Source organism: Burkholderia sp. L-4, assembly GCF_056856535.1.
In genome coordinates this window covers 621,707-639,751 of sequence record NZ_JBXEOX010000003.1, presented here as the reverse complement: position 1 = coordinate 639,751, position 18,045 = coordinate 621,707, and the positions used below count along the sequence as shown (strand labels likewise).

The 18,045-nt window shown below is 70.4% G+C and carries 22 protein-coding genes; 15 read left to right on the top strand and 7 right to left on the bottom strand.

The genetic code is table 11. The features are described from left to right. Nucleotides 1-37 precede the first annotated feature (37 nt). Together AC1VVG_RS33385 and AC1VVG_RS33380 are read left to right on the top strand one after the other, a co-directional pair. A complete protein-coding gene (locus tag AC1VVG_RS33385) occupies nucleotides 38-643 on the top strand; it encodes a DUF4142 domain-containing protein (protein ID WP_124669544.1) in 606 nt (201 codons plus the stop codon). Nucleotides 644-701: 58 nt separating this feature from the next. After that, nucleotides 702-1,310, top strand: a complete 609-nt coding sequence (locus tag AC1VVG_RS33380) for a DUF892 family protein (RefSeq protein ID WP_034189977.1) — start codon at nucleotides 702-704, stop codon at nucleotides 1,308-1,310. Nucleotides 1,311-1,377: 67 nt separating this feature from the next. On the opposite strand, the gene AC1VVG_RS33375 is transcribed toward AC1VVG_RS33380, so the two are convergent. Together AC1VVG_RS33375 and AC1VVG_RS33370 are read right to left on the bottom strand one after the other, a co-directional pair. Then, nucleotides 1,378-2,688, bottom strand: coding sequence for an NRAMP family divalent metal transporter (locus AC1VVG_RS33375; protein WP_482837540.1), 1,311 nt, complete (start codon nucleotides 2,686-2,688; stop codon nucleotides 1,378-1,380). Then, nucleotides 2,685-3,350 (bottom strand): UdgX family uracil-DNA binding protein, encoded by a 666-nt coding sequence (locus AC1VVG_RS33370; RefSeq protein ID WP_482837539.1) that lies wholly within the window; start codon nucleotides 3,348-3,350, stop codon nucleotides 2,685-2,687. The genes AC1VVG_RS33375 and AC1VVG_RS33370 overlap by 4 nt, the downstream gene beginning before the upstream one ends. Before the next feature lie 232 nt (nucleotides 3,351-3,582). On the opposite strand from AC1VVG_RS33370, the gene AC1VVG_RS33365 reads away from it, so the two are divergent. Continuing rightward, nucleotides 3,583-4,071 carry a response regulator gene (locus tag AC1VVG_RS33365; protein ID WP_034189978.1) on the top strand — a complete coding sequence of 163 codons (489 nt, stop codon included), beginning with the start codon at nucleotides 3,583-3,585 and terminating at the stop codon, nucleotides 4,069-4,071. Nucleotides 4,072-4,283: 212 nt separating this feature from the next. On the opposite strand, the gene AC1VVG_RS33360 is transcribed toward AC1VVG_RS33365, so the two are convergent. The 3 genes from AC1VVG_RS33360 to AC1VVG_RS33350 all read right to left on the bottom strand — a co-directional run bounded on the left by AC1VVG_RS33360 (nucleotide 4,284) and on the right by AC1VVG_RS33350 (nucleotide 5,621). After that, nucleotides 4,284-4,766 carry a PRC-barrel domain-containing protein gene (locus AC1VVG_RS33360; protein WP_034189979.1) on the bottom strand — a complete coding sequence of 161 codons (483 nt, stop codon included), beginning with the start codon at nucleotides 4,764-4,766 and terminating at the stop codon, nucleotides 4,284-4,286. An 89-nt stretch (nucleotides 4,767-4,855) separates the two neighbouring features. Then, nucleotides 4,856-5,287 carry a CBS domain-containing protein gene (locus AC1VVG_RS33355; protein ID WP_034189980.1) on the bottom strand — a complete coding sequence of 144 codons (432 nt, stop codon included), beginning with the start codon at nucleotides 5,285-5,287 and terminating at the stop codon, nucleotides 4,856-4,858. A 79-nt stretch (nucleotides 5,288-5,366) separates the two neighbouring features. After that, on the bottom strand, nucleotides 5,367-5,621 hold the full coding sequence (locus AC1VVG_RS33350; protein WP_034189981.1) for a hypothetical protein: 255 nt from the start codon (nucleotides 5,619-5,621) through the stop codon (nucleotides 5,367-5,369). Nucleotides 5,622-5,787: 166 nt separating this feature from the next. Between AC1VVG_RS33350 and AC1VVG_RS33345 the strand changes: the two genes are divergently transcribed. From AC1VVG_RS33345 to ligD, 12 genes are all read left to right on the top strand, one after another. Beyond that, nucleotides 5,788-6,093: a hypothetical protein gene (locus AC1VVG_RS33345; RefSeq protein WP_034189982.1), complete on the top strand. Its 306-nt coding sequence runs from the start codon at nucleotides 5,788-5,790 to the stop codon at nucleotides 6,091-6,093. 178 nt (nucleotides 6,094-6,271) lie between these two features. Further along, on the top strand, nucleotides 6,272-6,514 hold the full coding sequence (locus AC1VVG_RS33340) for a hypothetical protein (protein ID WP_425340602.1): 243 nt from the start codon (nucleotides 6,272-6,274) through the stop codon (nucleotides 6,512-6,514). Next, nucleotides 6,511-6,822: a hypothetical protein gene (locus tag AC1VVG_RS33335; RefSeq protein WP_226229543.1), complete on the top strand. Its 312-nt coding sequence runs from the start codon at nucleotides 6,511-6,513 to the stop codon at nucleotides 6,820-6,822. The genes AC1VVG_RS33340 and AC1VVG_RS33335 overlap by 4 nt, the downstream gene beginning before the upstream one ends. A gap of 25 nt (nucleotides 6,823-6,847) precedes the next feature. After that, nucleotides 6,848-7,162 (top strand): hypothetical protein, encoded by a 315-nt coding sequence (locus AC1VVG_RS33330; protein WP_034189983.1) that lies wholly within the window; start codon nucleotides 6,848-6,850, stop codon nucleotides 7,160-7,162. A gap of 212 nt (nucleotides 7,163-7,374) precedes the next feature. After that, nucleotides 7,375-8,808 carry an RNA polymerase factor sigma-54 gene (gene rpoN / locus AC1VVG_RS33325; protein ID WP_482837538.1) on the top strand — a complete coding sequence of 478 codons (1,434 nt, stop codon included), beginning with the start codon at nucleotides 7,375-7,377 and terminating at the stop codon, nucleotides 8,806-8,808. 74 nt (nucleotides 8,809-8,882) lie between these two features. Then, nucleotides 8,883-9,071: a DUF3008 family protein gene (locus AC1VVG_RS33320; RefSeq protein ID WP_049028728.1), complete on the top strand. Its 189-nt coding sequence runs from the start codon at nucleotides 8,883-8,885 to the stop codon at nucleotides 9,069-9,071. A 46-nt stretch (nucleotides 9,072-9,117) separates the two neighbouring features. Then, entirely contained in the window at nucleotides 9,118-9,279 is a 162-nt protein-coding gene (locus AC1VVG_RS33315; RefSeq protein WP_027792525.1) for a DUF1328 family protein, read from the top strand. Then, nucleotides 9,276-9,662: a DUF3022 domain-containing protein gene (locus tag AC1VVG_RS33310; RefSeq protein ID WP_034189986.1), complete on the top strand. Its 387-nt coding sequence runs from the start codon at nucleotides 9,276-9,278 to the stop codon at nucleotides 9,660-9,662. Before AC1VVG_RS33315 ends, AC1VVG_RS33310 begins: the two co-directional genes overlap by 4 nt. Before the next feature lie 123 nt (nucleotides 9,663-9,785). Further along, nucleotides 9,786-11,891 carry a catalase HPII gene (gene katE / locus AC1VVG_RS33305; RefSeq protein ID WP_482837537.1) on the top strand — a complete coding sequence of 702 codons (2,106 nt, stop codon included), beginning with the start codon at nucleotides 9,786-9,788 and terminating at the stop codon, nucleotides 11,889-11,891. A 15-nt stretch (nucleotides 11,892-11,906) separates the two neighbouring features. Further along, complete coding sequence (locus AC1VVG_RS33300; RefSeq protein WP_034189988.1) at nucleotides 11,907-12,410, top strand: DUF421 domain-containing protein; 504 nt, start codon at nucleotides 11,907-11,909, stop codon at nucleotides 12,408-12,410. Nucleotides 12,411-12,447: 37 nt separating this feature from the next. Then, nucleotides 12,448-13,443: a non-homologous end joining protein Ku gene (gene ku / locus AC1VVG_RS33295; RefSeq protein WP_069705774.1), complete on the top strand. Its 996-nt coding sequence runs from the start codon at nucleotides 12,448-12,450 to the stop codon at nucleotides 13,441-13,443. Nucleotides 13,444-13,467: 24 nt separating this feature from the next. Next, nucleotides 13,468-16,263: a DNA ligase D gene (gene ligD / locus AC1VVG_RS33290; protein WP_482837536.1), complete on the top strand. Its 2,796-nt coding sequence runs from the start codon at nucleotides 13,468-13,470 to the stop codon at nucleotides 16,261-16,263. Between the two features lie 5 nt (nucleotides 16,264-16,268). Here ligD and AC1VVG_RS33285 read toward each other — a convergent pair whose 3' ends face one another. Both AC1VVG_RS33285 and AC1VVG_RS33280 read right to left on the bottom strand, forming a co-directional pair. Next, the gene (locus AC1VVG_RS33285; protein ID WP_124608221.1) at nucleotides 16,269-17,588 is read right to left on the bottom strand and encodes a cation:proton antiporter domain-containing protein; all 1,320 of its coding nucleotides are present in this window, start codon (nucleotides 17,586-17,588) and stop codon (nucleotides 16,269-16,271) included. A gap of 42 nt (nucleotides 17,589-17,630) precedes the next feature. After that, nucleotides 17,631-17,987, bottom strand: coding sequence for a DUF3175 domain-containing protein (locus tag AC1VVG_RS33280; protein ID WP_482837535.1), 357 nt, complete (start codon nucleotides 17,985-17,987; stop codon nucleotides 17,631-17,633). Nucleotides 17,988-18,045 lie beyond the last annotated feature (58 nt).

Genomic DNA, 18,045 nt, shown 5'->3' with positions numbered 1-18,045 from the left:
CGCCGGCGGCTTCCACGCAAGCACTAGGAGAAAGCAGATGAGACATCCGGACTGGACGATCGCGATGCTCGCCGCAGGCGCGCTCGCCGTGTCGGGGCTCGCCCGCGCGCAGGCGCCGAGCGAGCCGCCCGCATCGAATTCGCACGTGCCGGGCGGCGTGATCAATCCGTCGTCGGGCGCGGGCGATGCGCGGATCGCGAAGGCGCCGCAAGGCGGCGACGCGGAATTCATCGACAAGGCCGCGCTCGCCGGCAAGGCCGAGGTGCAGGCGAGCCAGCTCGCCCTGAAGCAGGCGCAGTCGCCGGACGTGCGCGCATTCGCGAAGCGGATGGTGAGCGATCACGGCAAGGCGAATGCAAGGCTCACCGAGCTTGCCGCGCGCAAGGGCATGAAGCCGCAGGTCGAACAGATTTCGGACCCCGACGTCGAGGCGCTGCGCGGCAAGAACGGCCGAGACTTCGACGTCGCGTATGTCGCGGCGGTCGGCCCCGACGCGCACCGCAAGGCGGTCGCCTTGTTCGAAAGCGAGGCGCGCGACGGCAGGGATCCGCAGTTGCGCGAATTCGCGAGCGCCACGCTGCCGACGCTCCGGCATCACCTGAGCATGGCGCAGGCGCTCGAACGCAAGGTGGGCGCGCGATAACGCGTGCCCGTTCAACCCCGGGCCGCATGCGCGGCCCGTTTTTTCCGGAGAGAGAGTCATGGCCCATCGGCAACCGAAACACGAAGGCATCCGCGAATTACTCTGTCAGGCCTACGAAACCGAGCTTGGCGGCGCGAAGATCTACGAGGCCGCGCTGCAGTGCGCGACCGACGACGATCTGCACAAGGAGTGGGAGAAGTACCATCGCGAGACGCTGCATCACCAGGAGGTGCTGCGCAAGGTGTTCGAGACGTTCGGCATGGACCTCGACGCGCAGTCGCCCGGACGCAGCGCGGTCGCGGCCACCGGCCAGTCGCTGGTCCACGTGATCGAGCAGGCGCAGAAGCACGCCGATCCGGCCGTCGCGCAGGTCGTCGCGGCGGAATGCGTGGTGCTCGCCGAAACCAAGGACCACCTGAACTGGGAGCTGATCGGCTACGCGGCCGACCAGTTGTCGGGCGATGCGGCGAAGACGCTGAAGGACGCGCACGACGAGGTCGAGGCCGACGAGGATCACCACCTGTATCACACGCGCGGCTGGGCGCGCGAGATGTGGATCGAGTCGATGGGCTTCAAGGCCGTGCTGCCGCCGCCGGAGGAAGTGAAGAAGGTCGAATCGGCGGCCGAGGCGGCGCGCGCCGAACGCTCGCGCGGCAAGATGATGTGACGCGCGATGCGGACCGGGCAGCCGTTCGCGCGGCTGCCCGGTTGCCGACGCAACCGTCTCGTGACGCTCAGGTGAGCAGGTCGACGATCATCGTGGCCACGGCCGCGGCCATCAACGCGACCGCGAGCCAGCCGAACGCTTGCGCTGCCGGACCGCTCCCGGGCTGCCCGGCAGCGTCGCGCTGCCTTGCGAGCAGCATCACGAGCACGAGCATCGGCACCGCCGCGACGCCGTTGAGCACGGCGCTCCAGTACAGCGCCCGGATCGGATCGATCGGGCCGACGCAAATCGCGATGCCGACGATCACACATAGCGCCAGTACCGCGTAGAACGCGGGCGCGCGCCGCACTGGTTCGTTCAGCCCTTCGCGAAACCGCCAGGCTTCCGCGCAGCCATACGCGGCGCTGCCGGCGAACGCCGGAATCGCGAGCAGCCCGCAGCCGACGATGCCGAACGCGAACACGACGAACGCGGCTTCGCCGGCGATCGGCCGCAGCGCCTCGGCCGCTTGCGCGGTGGTGCCGATATCGTGCCGGCCGTGCGCGAAGAACACGGCCGCACCGATCACCATGATGCAGAACGACACCGCATTGGTGACGATCATGCCCGTCCATGTGTCGAGCGTGACGCGCCCCTCGGTGCCGGCCTGCGTATCGGCCTGCGTGCCGGTCCCCTCGTCGCGCTGTTCGGCCGCGGTTTCCTCGACTTCGAGCGCGGCCTGCCACACGAACAGGTACGGGCTCAGCGTCGTGCCGAGCACGGCGACCGCGGTCGTCGCATACGCATGCGTGAACGCGATCTGCGGCAGCACGAGCGCATGCAGCACGCCGCGCCAGTCGACATGAACGAAGCCGAGTTCGAGCACGTACGCGATCAGCCCGAGCGTCATCCATTTCAGCCAGCGCGCATAGCGTTCGTACGACAGCATCACCTGCAGCGCGAGCGAGGCGATTCCGTAGAGCGGCGCATACCAGTAGCCGCGGCCGCCGGCGACGAGCGCCGTCGCGTCGCCCATCGCCGCGAGATCGGCGCCGACGTTCACGACGTTGACCACCGCGACCATCACGATCAGCGCCTTCGCGAGACGGTCGGAGAAGTGCGTGCGAATGCCGGCGACGAGGCCTTCGCGGTTGCGGCGTCCGACGAAGGCCGCCGCGAGCTGCACGGCGACCATCATCGGCAGCGTGACGACGATCATCCAAAGCATGTTGAAACCGAACTGGCTGCCGGCCTGCGCGTAGACCGCGACGTTGCTCGGATCGGCGTCGGATGCGCCCGCGAGCAGTCCTGGGCCGAGCCGCTGGTACCAGGGTTTCGCCGTGGCGGCGGCGGGCGAGGTCACGGCCGCCGGCCCTGCGCCTGGGTCCGGCGCACTCATCCGGCGTTGCCGTGCGCGCCGCGCGTGCCGCCGCGGCGTGCGTCGCGCGCGAGGTCCGATGCGGTGCGCAGCGCGTCGACGAGCGTCCGGTACGCGTGCTCGCGCGAATCGGCGCCGCGCGTGCGCAGCACGTACGACGGATGATAGGTCGCGACGACGAGCTGGCCGCCGGTGGTACGCACCGGCGCGCGCGTGCGCTCGAGCGTCGCGTCGTGGTCCTGCAGCACCGCGCGCAGCGCCGTGGCGCCGAGCGCGACGACCACCCGCGGGCGCACCGCATCGAGCTCGCGCTCGAGCCAGTAGCGGCATGCGGCCACCTCCCGCTGCGCGGGCGTCTTGTGCAGCCGCCGCTTGCCGCGCGGTTCCCATTTGAAGTGCTTGACCGCGTTGGTCAGGTACACATGCGTGCGTTCAATCCCGGCTTCGTCGAGCGCGCGGTCGAGCAGGCGGCCGGCCGCGCCGACGAACGGCAGGCCCGCGCGGTCTTCCTGGTCGCCCGGCTGCTCGCCGACCAGCATGATCGACGCGTCGCGCGGTCCCGCGCCGGGCACCGGCTGCGTCGCGTGTTCCCACAGCGTGCAGCGGCGGCACGCGTCGAGCGTCGGCGGCACGTCGTCTTCGGCGGACGACGGTGTTGAGCGGCCCGGCGGCTGGCGGGTCATGCGGCGCGCCCCGCGCGGGTCGACGCCGGATCGCGCCGCCATCGGGGGGAACGGTCTGGCGCTCGGCCTGTCGCCCGCGCACGGGGTGCAGACCGGACGGAGAAAGCCGCATCGCTCGCATCAAGGACTCCCGTGTCGACGATGCGAACGACGCAGCAACCGGCATGCCGCGTGCGGTCGTGACGGGTGCGCGGCTTGCGGGGCCGTCCGGTCCAACGACAGGAGAAACGCGATGCAACCCGATCCCGGCGACGATCCGGCCGCCGCCGACGTGCTGCTGTGGCGCGCGCCCGACAGCGTGCCGCGCCGCCCGCGCCGCGTGCTGGTCGTCGACGACTATCGCGACGCGGCCGACGCGTTGAGTCTGCTGCTCGAGGCGCGCGGCTTCGAATGCCGCATCGCCGACGATCCGTTCGCCGTGTGCGACGTCGCACGCGACTGGCAACCGTTCGCGGTGCTGCTCGACATCGCGATGCCGGGCCTCGACGGGCTGCAGCTCGCGACGCGGCTGCGCGCCGATCCGCGCACGGCCGACATGCTGCTCGTCGCGTGCAGCGGGTTCGCGTCGCGACGCGATTGCGAGGAGGCGAAGGCTGCGGGTTTCGACGCGCATTGCGCGAAACCGCTGACGCCGCACCGGTTGCTGGGCTATCTGGAATCGGCGAGCGGCGCTGGCGGTGGCGCTGCGAGCCCCGACGAGGACGTTACACGGCGCTTGTAAAAAGGCGGCCGGATCGCCTGCCGCATGCAGCCGGACAGGGCTCCAGACGGCGCTCGACGGGTTCGGCATCACATGGGTCGAGGACGTCGGCCGAGGCTGCCGCGCGTTCACGCGTGCGTCCGGCGCGGCCGCGGCCCGCACGAAAACGCCCCGCGCGGGGCGGGGCGTGTCGCAAGCGGATACGCCGGCGAACCGGCGCCGCATCGTTGCGATCAGTGACGGCCGCGCGTGCGCGGATCGTCCAGTTCCTCGGTCGGGTCGGTCAGCCCGAGTTCGTCGCCGGCGCTCCAGTACGGCGCGCTGCCGTAGAACTCGTGCAGCGGCTCGGCCCATTGCGGGTCGGCCATCGCCGGCCAGTGGTCCTTGTCGAACCCCGGCGCGTTGCGGATCCGCTCGGACGATACCGACAGCAGGAAGCACTTGCGCTCGGTGTCGAGCGTGAGCGCGCTCCACGGAATCGCGTGCAGCTTGTCGCCGATGCCGAGGATGCCGCCGCTCGACAGCACCGCGTAGGCGATCCGGCCCGAGCGCACGTCGAGCATGATGTCCTTGATCTTGCCGACGTCGTCGCCGTCGGTCGTATAGACCTTGTTGCCTTCCAGCGTATCGGCCGCCATCACGTCGGGGCCGGGGCCGGCCGCGGTCGCGGCGCCCTTGCCGATGATGCGGGTCTGACCTTGATCGGAAGTCTGCATGGTTTCCTCCAGGCTGCGTGGGGCGCGACCGTGCCCGGGGCGGGCCCTGCGGGTCGCGCGGGTTGTCGGGACGGGCGAGGATCGCGCCGTCACGTCTGCTTCGGTTGCGACACGCTTTCGAGTGTGTTCGCGACGTCGTCGCGCTCGGGGCTCGCGGAGCGCGTCGCGATGTCCGCGAGCGACAGCATGCCGACCAGCCGCTTGTCGTGATCGACGACGGGCAGGCGGCGCAGTTGCGCGTCGGCCATGTAGTGCTGGATCTCCTCCAGCGAATCGTCGTCGAAGCACCATTCGATCGGGCCGGACGCGACCTCGTGGATTCGTGTCTCCGGCGGCTTGCCGGCCGAGATCGCGCGCACCGCCAGATCGCGGTCCGTCACCATCCCGATCAGCCGGTTGTTGTCGCATACGGGCAGCGCGCCGATGTCGTAGCGCTCCATCAGTTGCGCGGCATGACGGATCGAATCGGTCGGCGCGATGCGCACGACGTCCTGCGACATGATTTCGTTGACGCGATGCATGAAGTCCTCCTTGCGGGTGGGTACGGTGTGTTGGTCATCCGAACCAGCAAGCCGCGTGCCGCACGGCGCGCGCGGCCGCTCACGTGTCGCCGCGTTCGCGCTTGTCCTGCCGCGGCGCGTCGTCGTGCGTGCCGGGCGGCGTGTCGGGTTCGATACGCGTGACGCCGCCGGTCGCCGGCGGGTCGCTCGCCGGAAAGGTGTCCTCGAGCTGTTTGTCGATATGGCGTTCCGAGTGGCGAGTGTGCGTGCGGTCCTGGTGTTTCAGCGGCGGCGACGGGTCGTCGTGCCGCTCGTGGGCCGGCGCGTCGTGGCCGGACCGGGTCGAATCCTTCATCGCGAGGCTCCGTATCGGTGACGATGACGCGGATCTTCCCGCAACGGACGTTCCCGGCGCGCGCGAGGCACGCGACTTGCCGCGTGAACGGCGACGACGAACACGACACGACGACGATGCGCGGCGCAACCGGTGCCTGCCGTGCGCGTGTCCAGCGGGAGGCACGATGACGATTCCGAAACGACGACCTGGCGTGCGCTACGAGGTCAACGTATGCGGCGGCGCATTCGATTCGGTGAAGCACCATTTCAACGAATGGAAGCATGAACCGCTGATCTACCGGCCCGAGCGCAGGATGTTCGAAGGCAAGGCCGACGTGCGGCCGCTCGGCGACGAGACGTTCGGCGCGACCGAGCCCGCGCGCTTCGCGCTGCAGCGCGCGTGCGAGCCGTCGGACCCGTATGCGCTCGCGGCACGCGTGACGGACGACGGCCGCGAGCTGTGGCTCGTGATGGCCGCGTATGACGCGTAGCGTGGCGCTTGCAAGTTTTGCAGTGGACGGTGTAGCGAAGGCACGGCGTGCCGGGGAGAGCCGCTCGCATGCGCGTTCATGCCGGTCCGCGCGCGACGGCATGCGCATTGCGCGACCGCTGTACCCGAATGCGGCCGCTATCCGCAGTACGGTCCGAACCCGCAACGATGGAATGCCGATGAAACACGATCCCGTGCAGTGGCTGCAGCGACCCGAGCCGCCGATTCCCGACATCGAGCCCGACCCCGAACCGCCCGGTCCGGACGACCTGCCGCCCGACATGCCGGAACCGCACCGTCAGCCCGCGGGCGACCCGCCCGGGACCGCGCCGCCGGAACGCGACCCGCCGTCGCGCGAGCCGCCGGTGCGTGCTTGGGCGGTGAGCAGGGTGCGACGAACCCGTCGGGAGGCACCGCGATGAGCCTCCGCGTGAAACCCGGCATGCTGCGCGAGATCGCCGAGACGCTCGGCCGCCATTTCGAGGCGCGCGCGCTGCCGTTCCATGTCGAGGAACAGCCGGCGGGCGCGTTGCATATCGGCTTCCGGGTCGACGGCCATCCGGCATCGTTGACCGTGACGTTCGACACGCACGCATTCGCGGCGCTCGAACAGGCCGGCATCGAGCGGCAGCGCGGCACGCTCATGCGGGTCGCGGCCGAATTCGACGCGATGATGGCGCGCCGCGCACCGACCGCCTATGCGGGCGATTTCCATTTCAACCGGCTTTGAGCCGCCGATCCGAGGGAGGTTTTCGATGAACACGATCCAGACGATCCGCGCGGGCGCCTGTGCGTTCGCCGCCGTGTGCGCGCTGGGCGCCTGCACGCAGCCGACAAACGGTCCGTACGGCGCCCATGCGGCGCCGCCCGCGCCGCCGGACGGCCGCGGCGCGCAGTCGACCACGACGATGCCGGACGCGAATACGCGCTACGACACGCGTCCGTCGCCGGGCAACATGATGCCGCAAGGCGCGGCCGGCGGTGAACCGGCCGACGTGCCGCCGCCGGGGCCGAACGGCGCGCAGGGCGACCAGCCGTTGCCGGGCACGCCGCCGCCGATGCAGTACTGAACCGGCGACGCATGACCTGAGGCAGGGGGCGGCATGAGCGAAATGCGTGCCCCAAACTTGCCGCCGGCTTGTAAAAAAGCGGCCCCGAGCGGCGGCGACCCGGGGTAGGAACCCGCGAGAGCCGCGGCGCCACGCGCTTTGCCGGATTGGCACGAAAGCTGCATGAATCCTGGACACGATTGAACACGAACCGAACCGTCAGGAGGCTTTCGATGCCCGTCTCGCTTGCGCTGCAGATGCGACAGCATCTCGCACTTACGCCGAGGCTTCAGCAGTCGCTGCGGCTGCTGCAGTTGTCCTCGCTCGAATTTCAACAGGAACTGCGGCAGGCGCTCGACATGAATCCGTTTCTCGAAGACGGACAGGGCGACGACGAACCTGCCGCCGATACGGCGGCGCAGCCGGCCGAAACGGCCGCGCCCGACCCGGCGCCCGAACCCGACGAAGGGCGCCCGCCGGACGGCGAGGTGCCCTTTACGGCCGCGCCCGCGCCGCGCGGCACCAATCGTCAGGGCGACGACGGGGGCGGCCTGTCGCCCGGCGAATGGATCGCCGCCGAACCGTCGCTGCATCAGCAACTCCACGATGCGCTGCGGCTCTATCCGTTGAACAGGCGCGACCGTGAAGCCGCGCGCATGGTGATCGACGCGCTCGACGACGACGGTTACCTGCGCCAGGAGCTGGCCGAGCTGCTGGCCGCGGCCGATCCCGCGCTGCTGTTGTCCGAACAGGATCTCGCGATCGCGCTGCGGCTCGTGCAGATGCTCGACCGCCCGGGGATTGCCGCGCGTTCGCTGTCCGAATGCCTCGTGCTGCAGCTCGATGCGATTCCGGCCGGCACGCCGGCCCTGGCGGAAGCAAAAGCGATCGCGCGCGAGCATCTCGAGCGGCTCGCCCGCCGCGAGACGGCCGAAATCCAGCGGCGCCTGGGCTGCAATCAGGAGACGCTGCACGCGGCATGCGCACTGGTGCGCGGGCTCGACCCGCGCCCCGGCAATCACTACGGCAGCACGCGCGGCGACTACGTGGTGCCCGACGTGATCGTGCGCCAGGTGCGCGACGAGTGGATCGTGACGATCAACCCGGCCGTGCTCCCGCGCGCGCGCCTGCACGAGCGCTACGCGACGCTGTTCGCGCAGTCGAGCGGCGAGCGCGATTCGCCGCTCGGCCAGCAGCTGCAGGAAGCGCGCTGGCTGATCCGCAACGTGCAGAAGCGCTTCGACACGATCCAGCGCGTCGGCGAATGCATCGTCGCGCGGCAGCGCGATTTCTTCCGCTACGGCGAGATCGCGATGAAGCCGCTCGTGCTGCGCGACATCGCCGAGGAACTCGACCTGCACGAATCGACCGTGTCGCGGGCGACGGGCAACAAGTACATGGCCACGCCGCACGGCACGTTCGAATTCAAGCATTTCTTCCCGCGCAAGCTCGAGGCGGCCGGCCGCGGCGTGTGTTCGGCATCGGCGGCGAAGGTGCTGATCCGCGACATGATCGCGGCAGAGCGGCGCACCGATCCGCTGTCCGACGTCGCGCTCGCGGCGTACCTCGCGGGGCGCGGCATTCTTCTTGCGCGTCGCACGGTGACGAAGTATCGCCAGGCGATGAAGATTCCGCCGGCCGACCTGCGGCGTCGCGATGCCGCGTGACGGCTTGCCTGACGAATCCACCGCGCGAGGCTGCCCGTCGTAGCGGCCCGCGCACTCACGACAGGAGCGCAACCATGCCAGCAAAATCCCAGGCCCAGCAGCGTGCCGCAGGCGCCGCGCTGTCCGCCAAGCGCGGCGAAACGAAAATGAAGGATCTCAAGCCGCCGTCGAAGTCGATGGCCAAATCGATGAGCGAGAAAGAGCTCGAGAAAATGGCTTCCACGCCCGTGCGCGGCAAACCGAAACACAAGCACGATGCGTGACCGACGACGACGTTTGGTGACGACCGCTGTCCTTCAGGAGGGTTCCATGCTTCGATACGCCATCATCTTCTTCATTATCGCGATCGTCGCGGCCGTGTTCGGCTTCGGCGGCATCGCGGCCGGCGCGGCCGAGATCGCGAAGATCCTGTTCTACATCTTCGTCGTGATCTTCCTGGTCACGCTGCTGCTGGGTGTCGTGCGACGATGAGCGATGCGCCCGACCGGTCGCAGCGCGTGGCCGAACTCGAACACGCGCTCGCGATCGGTTTTCCGTCGCAGTCGACCGTCGTCGTGCAGGCGGACGACGCGTCAGGCCGGCTGACGATCCACGTGTCGTGGGTGCGCGTGCCGTCCGACCAGGACGCGCGCGAATGGCGCTGCGCGGTCGACCTGCGGTTCGATCCGGACGTGATCGCGCGCTATGCGTCGCTCGATGCGGCCGACCGGCTGCGCGTGCGCACGCAGCTGTGCGATCGCGCGCGGCGCGCGGTGGACGAGTACAAGCCGCGCGTCGAGGATGCCGCGATCGAATGCAGCGTGGCGCTCGACGTGACACGCGCCGAATTCGACGCGGCGCTACGCGCGCCCTGACGCTTCGCGGCCGGTTCGCGGGTGCGGTTCCGCCCGCGCCGGCTTTCGCCGCTGTCCGCACGCGCGCGCCGTAGCGCGAGGGCGCGTGTCGCGGCGGCCTCACACATGCCACGAGGACTCTCGATGACCCATTCCCCCTCAGCCGGCAAGACCCCGCCGGCGCCGTCGCCCGACAGCGCGAAGTCGCGCCAACTCGAAGAAAACCGTTCGCGGCCCGACCGCGAGGCGCTGCGCACCAACCAGGGCGTGCGGATCGCCGACAACCAGAACACGCTGCGCGGCGGCGCGCGCGGCCCGTCGTTGCTCGAAGACTTCATCATGCGCGAGAAGATCACGCACTTCGATCACGAGCGTATTCCGGAGCGCGTGGTGCACGCTCGCGGCTCGGCCGCGCACGGCGTGTTCCGCGTCTACGAGCCGATGGCCGACTACACGAAGGCCGCGTTCCTGCAGGATCCGGCCGCCGAGACGCCGGTATACGTGCGCTTCTCGACGGTGCAGGGGCCGCGCGGGTCGGCCGACACCGTGCGCGACGTGCGCGGCTTCGCGGTGAAGTTCTATACGGAGGAAGGCAACTACGACCTCGTCGGCAACAACATGCCGGTGTTCTTCATCCAGGACGCGATCAAGTTTCCCGACTTCGTGCATGCGGTGAAGCCCGAGGCGCCGAACGAGATGCCGACCGGCGCTTCCGCGCACGACACGTTCTGGGATTTCGTGTCGCTGGTGCCGGAAGCCACCCACATGGTGCTGTGGCTGATGTCTGACCGAGCGCTGCCCGCGAGCTTTCGCGCGATGGACGGCTTCGGCGTGCACACGTTCCGCTTCGTGAACGCGGCCGGCGACGTGCGCTTCGTGAAGTTCCACTGGCGCCCCGTGAGCGGCGCGTATTCGCTGCTGTGGGACGAAGCGCAGCGGATTGCCGGCCACGACCCGGATTTCAACCGGCGCGACCTGTGGACGGCGATCGAGCGCGGCGACTATCCGGAGTTCGAGCTCGGCGTGCAGATGATCGATCCGGCCGATGCGGACCAGTTCGACTTCGATCTGCTCGACCCGACCAAGCTGGTGCCCGAAGAGCGCGTGCCGGTGCGGCCGATCGGCCGGATGACGCTGAACCGCAATCCCGACAACTTCTTCGCGGAAACCGAGCAGGTCGCGTTTCACCCGGGCCACGTGGTGCCGGGCATCGACTTCACGAACGATCCGCTGTTGCAGGGGCGCCTGTTCTCATACACCGATACGCAGCTGAGCCGGCTCGGCGGCCCGAATTTCCACGAGATTCCGATCAACCGTCCGGTGTGCCCGTTCGCGAACAACCAGCGCGACGCGATACACCGGCAGACGATCAACGTCGGGCAGGCGTCGTACGAGCCGAATTCGACGAGCGGCGGCTGGCCGCGCGAGACGCCGCCCGCGCCGTCCGGCGGCGGCTTCGAGACCGTGCACGAGCCGCTCGAGGGCGAGAAGGTGCGCGTGCGCAGCGAATCGTTCGCCGATCATTTCTCGCAGGCCGCGCTGTTCTACCAGAGCATGACCGGGATCGAGCAGCGGCACATCCGCGACGCGTACTGCTTCGAGCTGGGCAAGGTGACGCAGCCGCGGATTCGCGAGCGGGTGGTCAACGACATCATCGCGCGCTTCGATGGCGGGCTCGCCGCGCAGGTCGCGGAACGGCTCGGGCTGCCCGCGCCGCACGCGGCCGCGACGCCGGCCGTCGCGCAGCGCTCGCCGGCACTGAGCCTGATCGGTCGCGCGAAGCCGGGCGTCCGCTCGCGCAAGATCGCGCTGATCGCGACGCCGGGTACGAGCCCGGCGCTCGTCGAGCAGGTGCGCGACACGCTGCAGGCCGCGCACGCGGTGCCGACGATCGTCGCGCCGACGCTCGCGCCGATCGGCGGCATCGTGCCGGAGGCGACGCTGGCCGGCATGCCGTCGGTGATGTTCGACGCGGTATTCGTCTGCGGCGGCGACGACGATGGCGGCGATCTCGCGCACAGCGCCGACGCACGGCACTTCGTGCGCGAGGCGTTCAAGCACCTGAAGCCGATCGCGGCCGTCGGGTCGGGGCGGCAACTGCTGCGCACCGCGCACCTGCCGGACCCGGCCGAAGGCGTGTGCGTTGGGCAGGCCGTCGATCTCGACGCCGTCCTGAAGGCGCTGTCGGACCACCTCGGCCAGCATCGCGTCTGGGCGCGCGAGCAGCAGGCGGCCGAGTTGCCGGCCTAGCGCCGCCGCGCGATCATGGACGTCGTCGTCGCGCTGTTCGGACAGGGCCGGATGCTCGGCCCCGGGCAGATGGCGCTGCGCGCGGTCGTCGTGTCCGCGATCGCGCTCGTGCTGATCCGCGTCGCCGGTCGGCGCGCGTTCGGCCAGCGTTCGCCGTTCGATTACGTGGTCGGGATCCTGCTCGGCGCGATCCTGAGCCGCGCGGTGGTCGGCGCGTCGCCGTTCGTGGCGACCGTCGCGGCGTCGTTCGCGATCGCGCTGCTGCATCGCGCGATCGGCTGGGCCTGCGTGCGCTCGCGCCGGCTCGAGCGGCTGCTGGTGGGCGTCGAGCGCGAGGTGTATCGCAACGGCCGCTTCGACGACGCGCAGATGCGTGCCGCGCTGCTCACGCCGACCGACATCCGCGAGAGCGTGCGGCAGGCGCTCGGCGCGAACGACCTGTCCGACGTCGACGCGGCGATCCTGGAGCGCAACGGCCACGTCAGCATCGTGCGGCGCAGCCGCCGCCGCAGGCCGTGACTTGCGCCGGACCCCACACGCGGCAAGGAGGACATCGATGGCACGGATGATCTGGAAAGGCGCGATCAGCTTCGGGCTCGTTCACGTGCCGGTGCAGCTGTTCCCGGCTACGCGCACCGTGAAGCCGTCGTTCCGGCTGCTCGACAAGCGCTCGATGGACCCGGTCGGCTACCGGCAGATCAACAAGCGCACCGGCAAGGAAGTCACGCGCGAGGACATCGTGCGCGGCTACGAGTACGAGAAGGAGCGCTACGTCGTGCTGACCGACGACGAGATCCGCGCGGCGAACCCCGAATCGACGCAGACGGTCGACATCGTCACGTTCGTCGACGAGGACGCCGTGTCGTTCCTGTATCTCGACACGCCGTACTACCTCGTGCCGGACCGCAAGGGCGAGAAGGTCTATGCGCTGCTGCGCGACGCGCTGAAGGACAGCGGCAAGATCGGCATCGCGCACGTCGTGATGCGCGACCGCCAGCATCTCGGTGCGCTGATTCCGGTCGGGCCGCTGCTGGCGCTCGACACGCTGCGCTGGCGGGAGGAGCTGCGCCCGCTCGACGAACTGGCGGTGCCGGCCGACGACGCGAAACGTGCCGGTGTCAGCGCGCGCGAACTCGCGATGGCGAAGAAGCTGATCGAAGACATGTCCGGATCGTGGTCGCCCGACGCGTATCACGACACGTTCCGCGACGACATCCTCGAGCTGGTCGAGCGCAAGGTCCGCGCGGGCCGGATCGAGGAGATCGAGGACCGGCCCGCGCAGACGGGGCGTGCGGCGTCCAACGTCGTCGATCTGACCGAATTGCTCAAGCGCAGCCTGAAGGGTGGCGGGCGCGCGGGCGGTGGGGACGACGATGCGGATACTGAAGCATCGGCGCCTTCGCGTGCGGCCGGCGCGCGCCGCAAACCGGCCGAGAAAACGCCCGCCAAAGGAGCGGCGAAGGCGCCCGCGAAACGTACGGCCGCGAAGCACGGCGCCACCGGTGCGCACTCGGCGAAGAAGGCCGCCGCGCGCCGCAAGCACGCCGCATGACGCCGCGTGACGGAGGATGACGCGATGGCAGGCAAGCTCGATCCGTATCGCCGCAAACGCCGCTTCGACGCGAGCCCGGAACCCGAGGGCGCGCACGGGCGGCGGCGCGCTTCCGCCGATGCGAATACGCGCACGGGGCGCAACGCGCGACCGTCCGCGCGCGCGGCCAGGCCGCTGCGCTTCGTGATTCAGGAACACCACGCACGGCGCCTGCATTACGACTTCCGTCTCGAGCTCGACGGCACGCTGAAGTCGTGGGCCGTGCCGAAGGGGCCGAGCGTCGACCCGTCGGTGAAACGGCTGGCCGTGCACGTCGAGGATCATCCGCTCGAATACGCGTCGTTCGAAGGCGAGATTCCGGCCGGCCATTACGGCGCGGGTTCGGTCGTCGTCTGGGACGAAGGCACGTGGACGCCCGACGGCGGCGTCGCACAGGCACGCGCCGGCTATCGTGCCGGCAAGCTGACGTTCCGGCTCGACGGCGCGAAGCTGCACGGCGGCTGGGCGCTCGTGCGCAGCGGGCGGCAGCAGGGCCGCCAGGCGCAATGGCTGTTGATCAAGGAACGCGACGACGACGCGCGCGACGCCGAGACGTTCGATGTCGTTGCCCAGCGGCCGGGCAGCGTGCATGACGGACACACGCGGGCCGCGCGCGATCCGGCACCGGCCGACGCGGCGCCTGCCGTGCGTGCATCGCGCCGCGCCCGGCGCAACGCGTCGGGCGTGCGCGGCGGGGCGCACGACGACGGGCTGGAAAGGCCGCCCACCGACCTGTCGCAGGTAGACGGCGCCGTGCGTGCGGCGTTGCCCGAGCGCGTCGCGCCGCAACTCGCGACGCTGGTCGATGCGCCGCCGACGCACGGCGACTGGCGCTACGAGGTGAAATTCGACGGCTACCGGATCCTTGCGCGGATCGCGGGCCGCGGCGCACGGCGGCACGTCACGCTGATGACGCGCGAAGGCCGCGACTGGACCGCGAAGCTGCGCTTGCAGCGCGATGCGCTCGCGGCGCTCGACGTCGACAACGCGTGGCTCGACGGCGAGGCCGTCGTGCTCCGCGACACCGGCCTGCCGGATTTCCAGGCGCTGCAGAACGCGCTCGGCGCCGGGCGCTCGGACGCGGTGACGCTGTTCGTGTTCGACCTGCCGTTTCTGGACGGATACGACCTGCGCGACGCGCCGCTCGCCGCGCGTCGCAGGCTGCTCGAACCGCTGCTCGCCGGCAGCGACCCCGCGCGGCTGCGCTACTCGCCCGATCTCGGCGACGATATCGCGTCGCTGATCGCGAGCGCGTGCGACACGGGGCTCGAGGGGCTGATCGGCAAGCGCGCGGATTCGCGCTATCGCGGCGGCCGCTCGCCCGCGTGGATCAAGCTGAAATGCAGGCGGCGGCAGGAGTTCGTGATCGGCGGTTATACCGAGCCGTCGGGCAGCCGGCATGGCTTCGGCGCGCTGCTGCTCGGCGTCCACGAGCCCGCCGCGGGCGGCAGGCGGCCGCGCGGCACGCCGCCGCTGCGTTATGTCGGCCGTGTCGGTACCGGGTTCGATACGCGCCTGCTCGACCGGCTCGCGGCCGCCTTGCGCAAGCACGAACGCGCCACGACGCCGTTCGACCCGCCGCCGCGCGAACGGTCGCGCACGCGGGTCCACTGGGTCGAGCCGACGCTCGTCGCCGAATGCGAATTCGCGGAATGGACCGGCGACGGGATCGTGCGGCAGGCGGCGTTCGTTGCGCTGCGCGAAGACAAGCCGGCGCGGCAGATCGTCCGCGAGGTGCCGCGCCACACCGACACGGAGACGACGATGGATGGACCCCGCACCACGCACGACCGGCACCCGCCCGCCGCGCCTGCCGAAACCGCGCACGGCCGCCCGCCGCGTACGCGCTCCGATGCGTCGGCCGGCCGCATGCAAGACGAATCCGGTGTCGCCCGGGTCGGCCGGGTTCGCATCACTCACCCCGATCGCGTACTCGATCCGCAAAGCGGCACGCGCAAGATCGACCTCGCGCATTACTGGCAGCGGGTCGCGCCGTGGCTGCTGCCCGACCTGAAAGGGCGGCCCGTATCGCTCGTGCGCGCGCCGGGCGACATCGCCGGCGAACTGTTCTTCCAGAAGCATGCGGAGCGACGCGAGATCCCGTTCGTCACGCAGCATGAAGGACTCGATCCCGGCCACGGGCCGCTGCTGTCGATCGACAGCGTCGACGCGCTGCTCGGCGCCGCGCAGATGGGCACGATCGAGTTGCATACGTGGAACGCGCATGCGTCGAACATCGAGCGGCCGGACCGCATCGTCTTCGACCTCGATCCCGATCCGGCATTGCCGTGGCGCGAGATGATCGACGCCGCGCAGCTCGTGCGCGGGCTGCTCGATGCGCTGGGACTCGTGTCCTTCTGCAAGACCAGCGGCGGCAAGGGGCTGCACGTGGTCGTGCCGCTCACGCGGCACGCGGGCTGGGACGACGTGAAGGCGTTCTCGCGCGCCGTCGCGCAGCACGTCGCCGGCACGTTGCCCGAGCGCTTCACCGCGACGATGGGGCCGCGCCACCGGCGCGGCAAGATCTTCGTCGACTACTTGCGCAACGGCCGCGGCGCGAGCACGATCGCCGCGTACTCGGTGCGCGCGCGGCCCGGCATGGGCGTGTCGGTGCCGCTCGACTGGGACGAGGTGCCCGCGACGACGGGCGGCGCGCAATGGACGATCGACACGCTGCACGAACGGCTCGATACGCTGAAGCGCGATCCGTGGGAAGACTATGCGAAGACGCGCCAGCGCGTCACCGCCGCGATGCGTGCGCGGCTCGGCGTGCAAACGTGAACGCGTCAGCGCCGGTGCTGCAGCCGGTAGTACCAGTTCATCAGCGGCGTCGCGGAGATCCCGTGCGCGACCACCGATGCGCAGACGACGGCCAGCACCGGCGCGGCGAGCGGGCGCACCGCATCGGACGGCCCGTGCTCGAGCGCGAACAGCAGGTAGTAGAACGAGCCGATTCCGCGAATGCCGAACCATGCCATCAGGCGCCGCTGCGCGTGCGTCGCGGGTGAACCGGCGAGCGTGAGCAGCACCGCGAGCGGCCGCACGGCGACGAACAGCACGGCGGCCAGCGCGGCGGCGCCCCAGGTGAACAGCGCGCCCGGCAACGTCGCGAGCACGCTGCCGACCATCGTCATCACGACGGCTTCCGCGATCCGTTCGAGTTCGATCGTGAAGCCGAGCACCGATTCGGCCATGAACGCGTGGGCCTTCTCCGGATGCTTTTCGGTCGCGACGACGTCCTCCGAATCGATCTGGCCGATGACTTCGCGCGGCTTGCGGTCGCCGCTCGCGCGATGCTCGACGCGCCGCATCGCGACGCCGGCCGCGAACGTCGCGATGAAGCCGAACGTGTGCGCGAGCTGCGCGGCGCCGAACGACAGCACGATCAGCGCGAGCGCGAAGAAGCCTTCGAGGCCGAGTGCCTGCGCATGGCGCGTGCGCAGCCAGCCGATCGTCCAGGTCGTCGCCCAGCCGAGGCCGCCGCCGATCGCGGCCGCACCCGCGATGCCCCACAGCGCGGCGAGCGCGAACGTGCCGGACAGCGGCGCGATGCCATGCGTCGCGTTGCTTGCGCCGCACAGCGCGAGCCCCGCGAGCGCGAACGGCAGCGCGATGCCGTCGTTCATTCCGCCTTCGCCCGACAGCGCGAAGCGGACGAGATCGCGATCGCCCGGATCGTGCACCTGCACGTCGTGCGCGAGCACGGGGTCGGTCGGCGCGAGGATCGCCGCGAGCAGCAACGCGGGGCCCCAGCCGAGCCCGAGCGCGAGCACCGCGCAGGCGGCGAGCAGCGGCACGGTGACGACCATCGCGAGCAGGCCGAGGCGGCACGGCACGAGCCACAGCCGGTCGGACAGCGGCACGCGCAGCCGCAGCCCGATCGCGAACAGCGACACGAGCAGCGCGATTTCGACGATTTCACGCAGCAGCCGGCCGTCGCGTTCCAGGTCGAGATGCAGCAGGCCGGCGCCGGCCGGGCCGAGCGCGATGCCGAGGATGAGATAGATCATCGCGGTGCTGCAGGGCAGGTGGCGCAACGCGGACGTCGCGAGGCCCATGCCCAGCAGCACGGCGCCGATGATCAGGTACCAGAGCGTCTCGTGCATGGGTGCGCTCGTGGCTGGCGGGCAACGCAGGCGCGCAAGCCGTCAGGGCTTGCGGCCGAATGCCTCGCGCAGTTTCCGCTTCGCGCGTTCGAGCGTCGTGCGGCGCGTTTTCGGGAGGTTGCGGCCCGCGCGGTTCACGTAGAAGTTCAGCATCGACATCGCCGACTGGAACGGCGATGCCTTGCGGCGGCGGCTGTGCTCGGCCGAACGCTTCAGCGAGGCGGCGATCGCGGCCGGATCGTCGGATTTGAAGATGTCGGGCTCGAGGTCGAGCGTATCGCTTTTTTGCGTGACTTCGCCCGACCAGCGCTTGCGGTGTTTCGGGTCGGCGCTGCGGGCGCGGCCGGCGCGGCGCGTGAGGCGCTTGCCGTGCGCATGGGAAGCGGAGGCGGAAGGCATGAAGGCGGCTCCATATGGGGTCGGGGGAGGGGCGTACGGAGAGAGACGACGCAAACCG

Coding starts and splice junctions, on each gene's coding strand:
- AC1VVG_RS33360 (WP_034189979.1), bottom strand. CDS start 4,766: ATGCAGACTTCCGATCAAGGTCAGACCCGCATCATCGGCAAGGGCGCC.
- AC1VVG_RS33350 (WP_034189981.1), bottom strand. CDS start 5,621: ATGAAGGATTCGACCCGGTCCGGCCACGACGCGCCGGCCCACGAGCGG.
- AC1VVG_RS33380 (WP_034189977.1), top strand. CDS start 702: ATGGCCCATCGGCAACCGAAACACGAAGGCATCCGCGAATTACTCTGT.
- AC1VVG_RS33315 (WP_027792525.1), top strand. CDS start 9,118: ATGCTTCGATACGCCATCATCTTCTTCATTATCGCGATCGTCGCGGCC.
- ligD (WP_482837536.1), top strand. CDS start 13,468: ATGGCAGGCAAGCTCGATCCGTATCGCCGCAAACGCCGCTTCGACGCG.
- AC1VVG_RS33355 (WP_034189980.1), bottom strand. CDS start 5,287: ATGCATCGCGTCAACGAAATCATGTCGCAGGACGTCGTGCGCATCGCG.
- AC1VVG_RS33280 (WP_482837535.1), bottom strand. CDS start 17,987: ATGCCTTCCGCCTCCGCTTCCCATGCGCACGGCAAGCGCCTCACGCGC.
- AC1VVG_RS33385 (WP_124669544.1), top strand. CDS start 38: ATGAGACATCCGGACTGGACGATCGCGATGCTCGCCGCAGGCGCGCTC.
- ku (WP_069705774.1), top strand. CDS start 12,448: ATGGCACGGATGATCTGGAAAGGCGCGATCAGCTTCGGGCTCGTTCAC.
- AC1VVG_RS33330 (WP_034189983.1), top strand. CDS start 6,848: ATGAACACGATCCAGACGATCCGCGCGGGCGCCTGTGCGTTCGCCGCC.
- AC1VVG_RS33370 (WP_482837539.1), bottom strand. CDS start 3,350: ATGACCCGCCAGCCGCCGGGCCGCTCAACACCGTCGTCCGCCGAAGAC.
- AC1VVG_RS33310 (WP_034189986.1), top strand. CDS start 9,276: ATGAGCGATGCGCCCGACCGGTCGCAGCGCGTGGCCGAACTCGAACAC.
- AC1VVG_RS33320 (WP_049028728.1), top strand. CDS start 8,883: ATGCCAGCAAAATCCCAGGCCCAGCAGCGTGCCGCAGGCGCCGCGCTG.
- AC1VVG_RS33345 (WP_034189982.1), top strand. CDS start 5,788: ATGACGATTCCGAAACGACGACCTGGCGTGCGCTACGAGGTCAACGTA.
- katE (WP_482837537.1), top strand. CDS start 9,786: ATGACCCATTCCCCCTCAGCCGGCAAGACCCCGCCGGCGCCGTCGCCC.
- AC1VVG_RS33300 (WP_034189988.1), top strand. CDS start 11,907: ATGGACGTCGTCGTCGCGCTGTTCGGACAGGGCCGGATGCTCGGCCCC.
- AC1VVG_RS33375 (WP_482837540.1), bottom strand. CDS start 2,688: ATGAGTGCGCCGGACCCAGGCGCAGGGCCGGCGGCCGTGACCTCGCCC.
- AC1VVG_RS33340 (WP_425340602.1), top strand. CDS start 6,272: ATGAAACACGATCCCGTGCAGTGGCTGCAGCGACCCGAGCCGCCGATT.
- AC1VVG_RS33285 (WP_124608221.1), bottom strand. CDS start 17,588: ATGCACGAGACGCTCTGGTACCTGATCATCGGCGCCGTGCTGCTGGGC.
- AC1VVG_RS33365 (WP_034189978.1), top strand. CDS start 3,583: ATGCAACCCGATCCCGGCGACGATCCGGCCGCCGCCGACGTGCTGCTG.
- AC1VVG_RS33335 (WP_226229543.1), top strand. CDS start 6,511: ATGAGCCTCCGCGTGAAACCCGGCATGCTGCGCGAGATCGCCGAGACG.
- rpoN (WP_482837538.1), top strand. CDS start 7,375: ATGCCCGTCTCGCTTGCGCTGCAGATGCGACAGCATCTCGCACTTACG.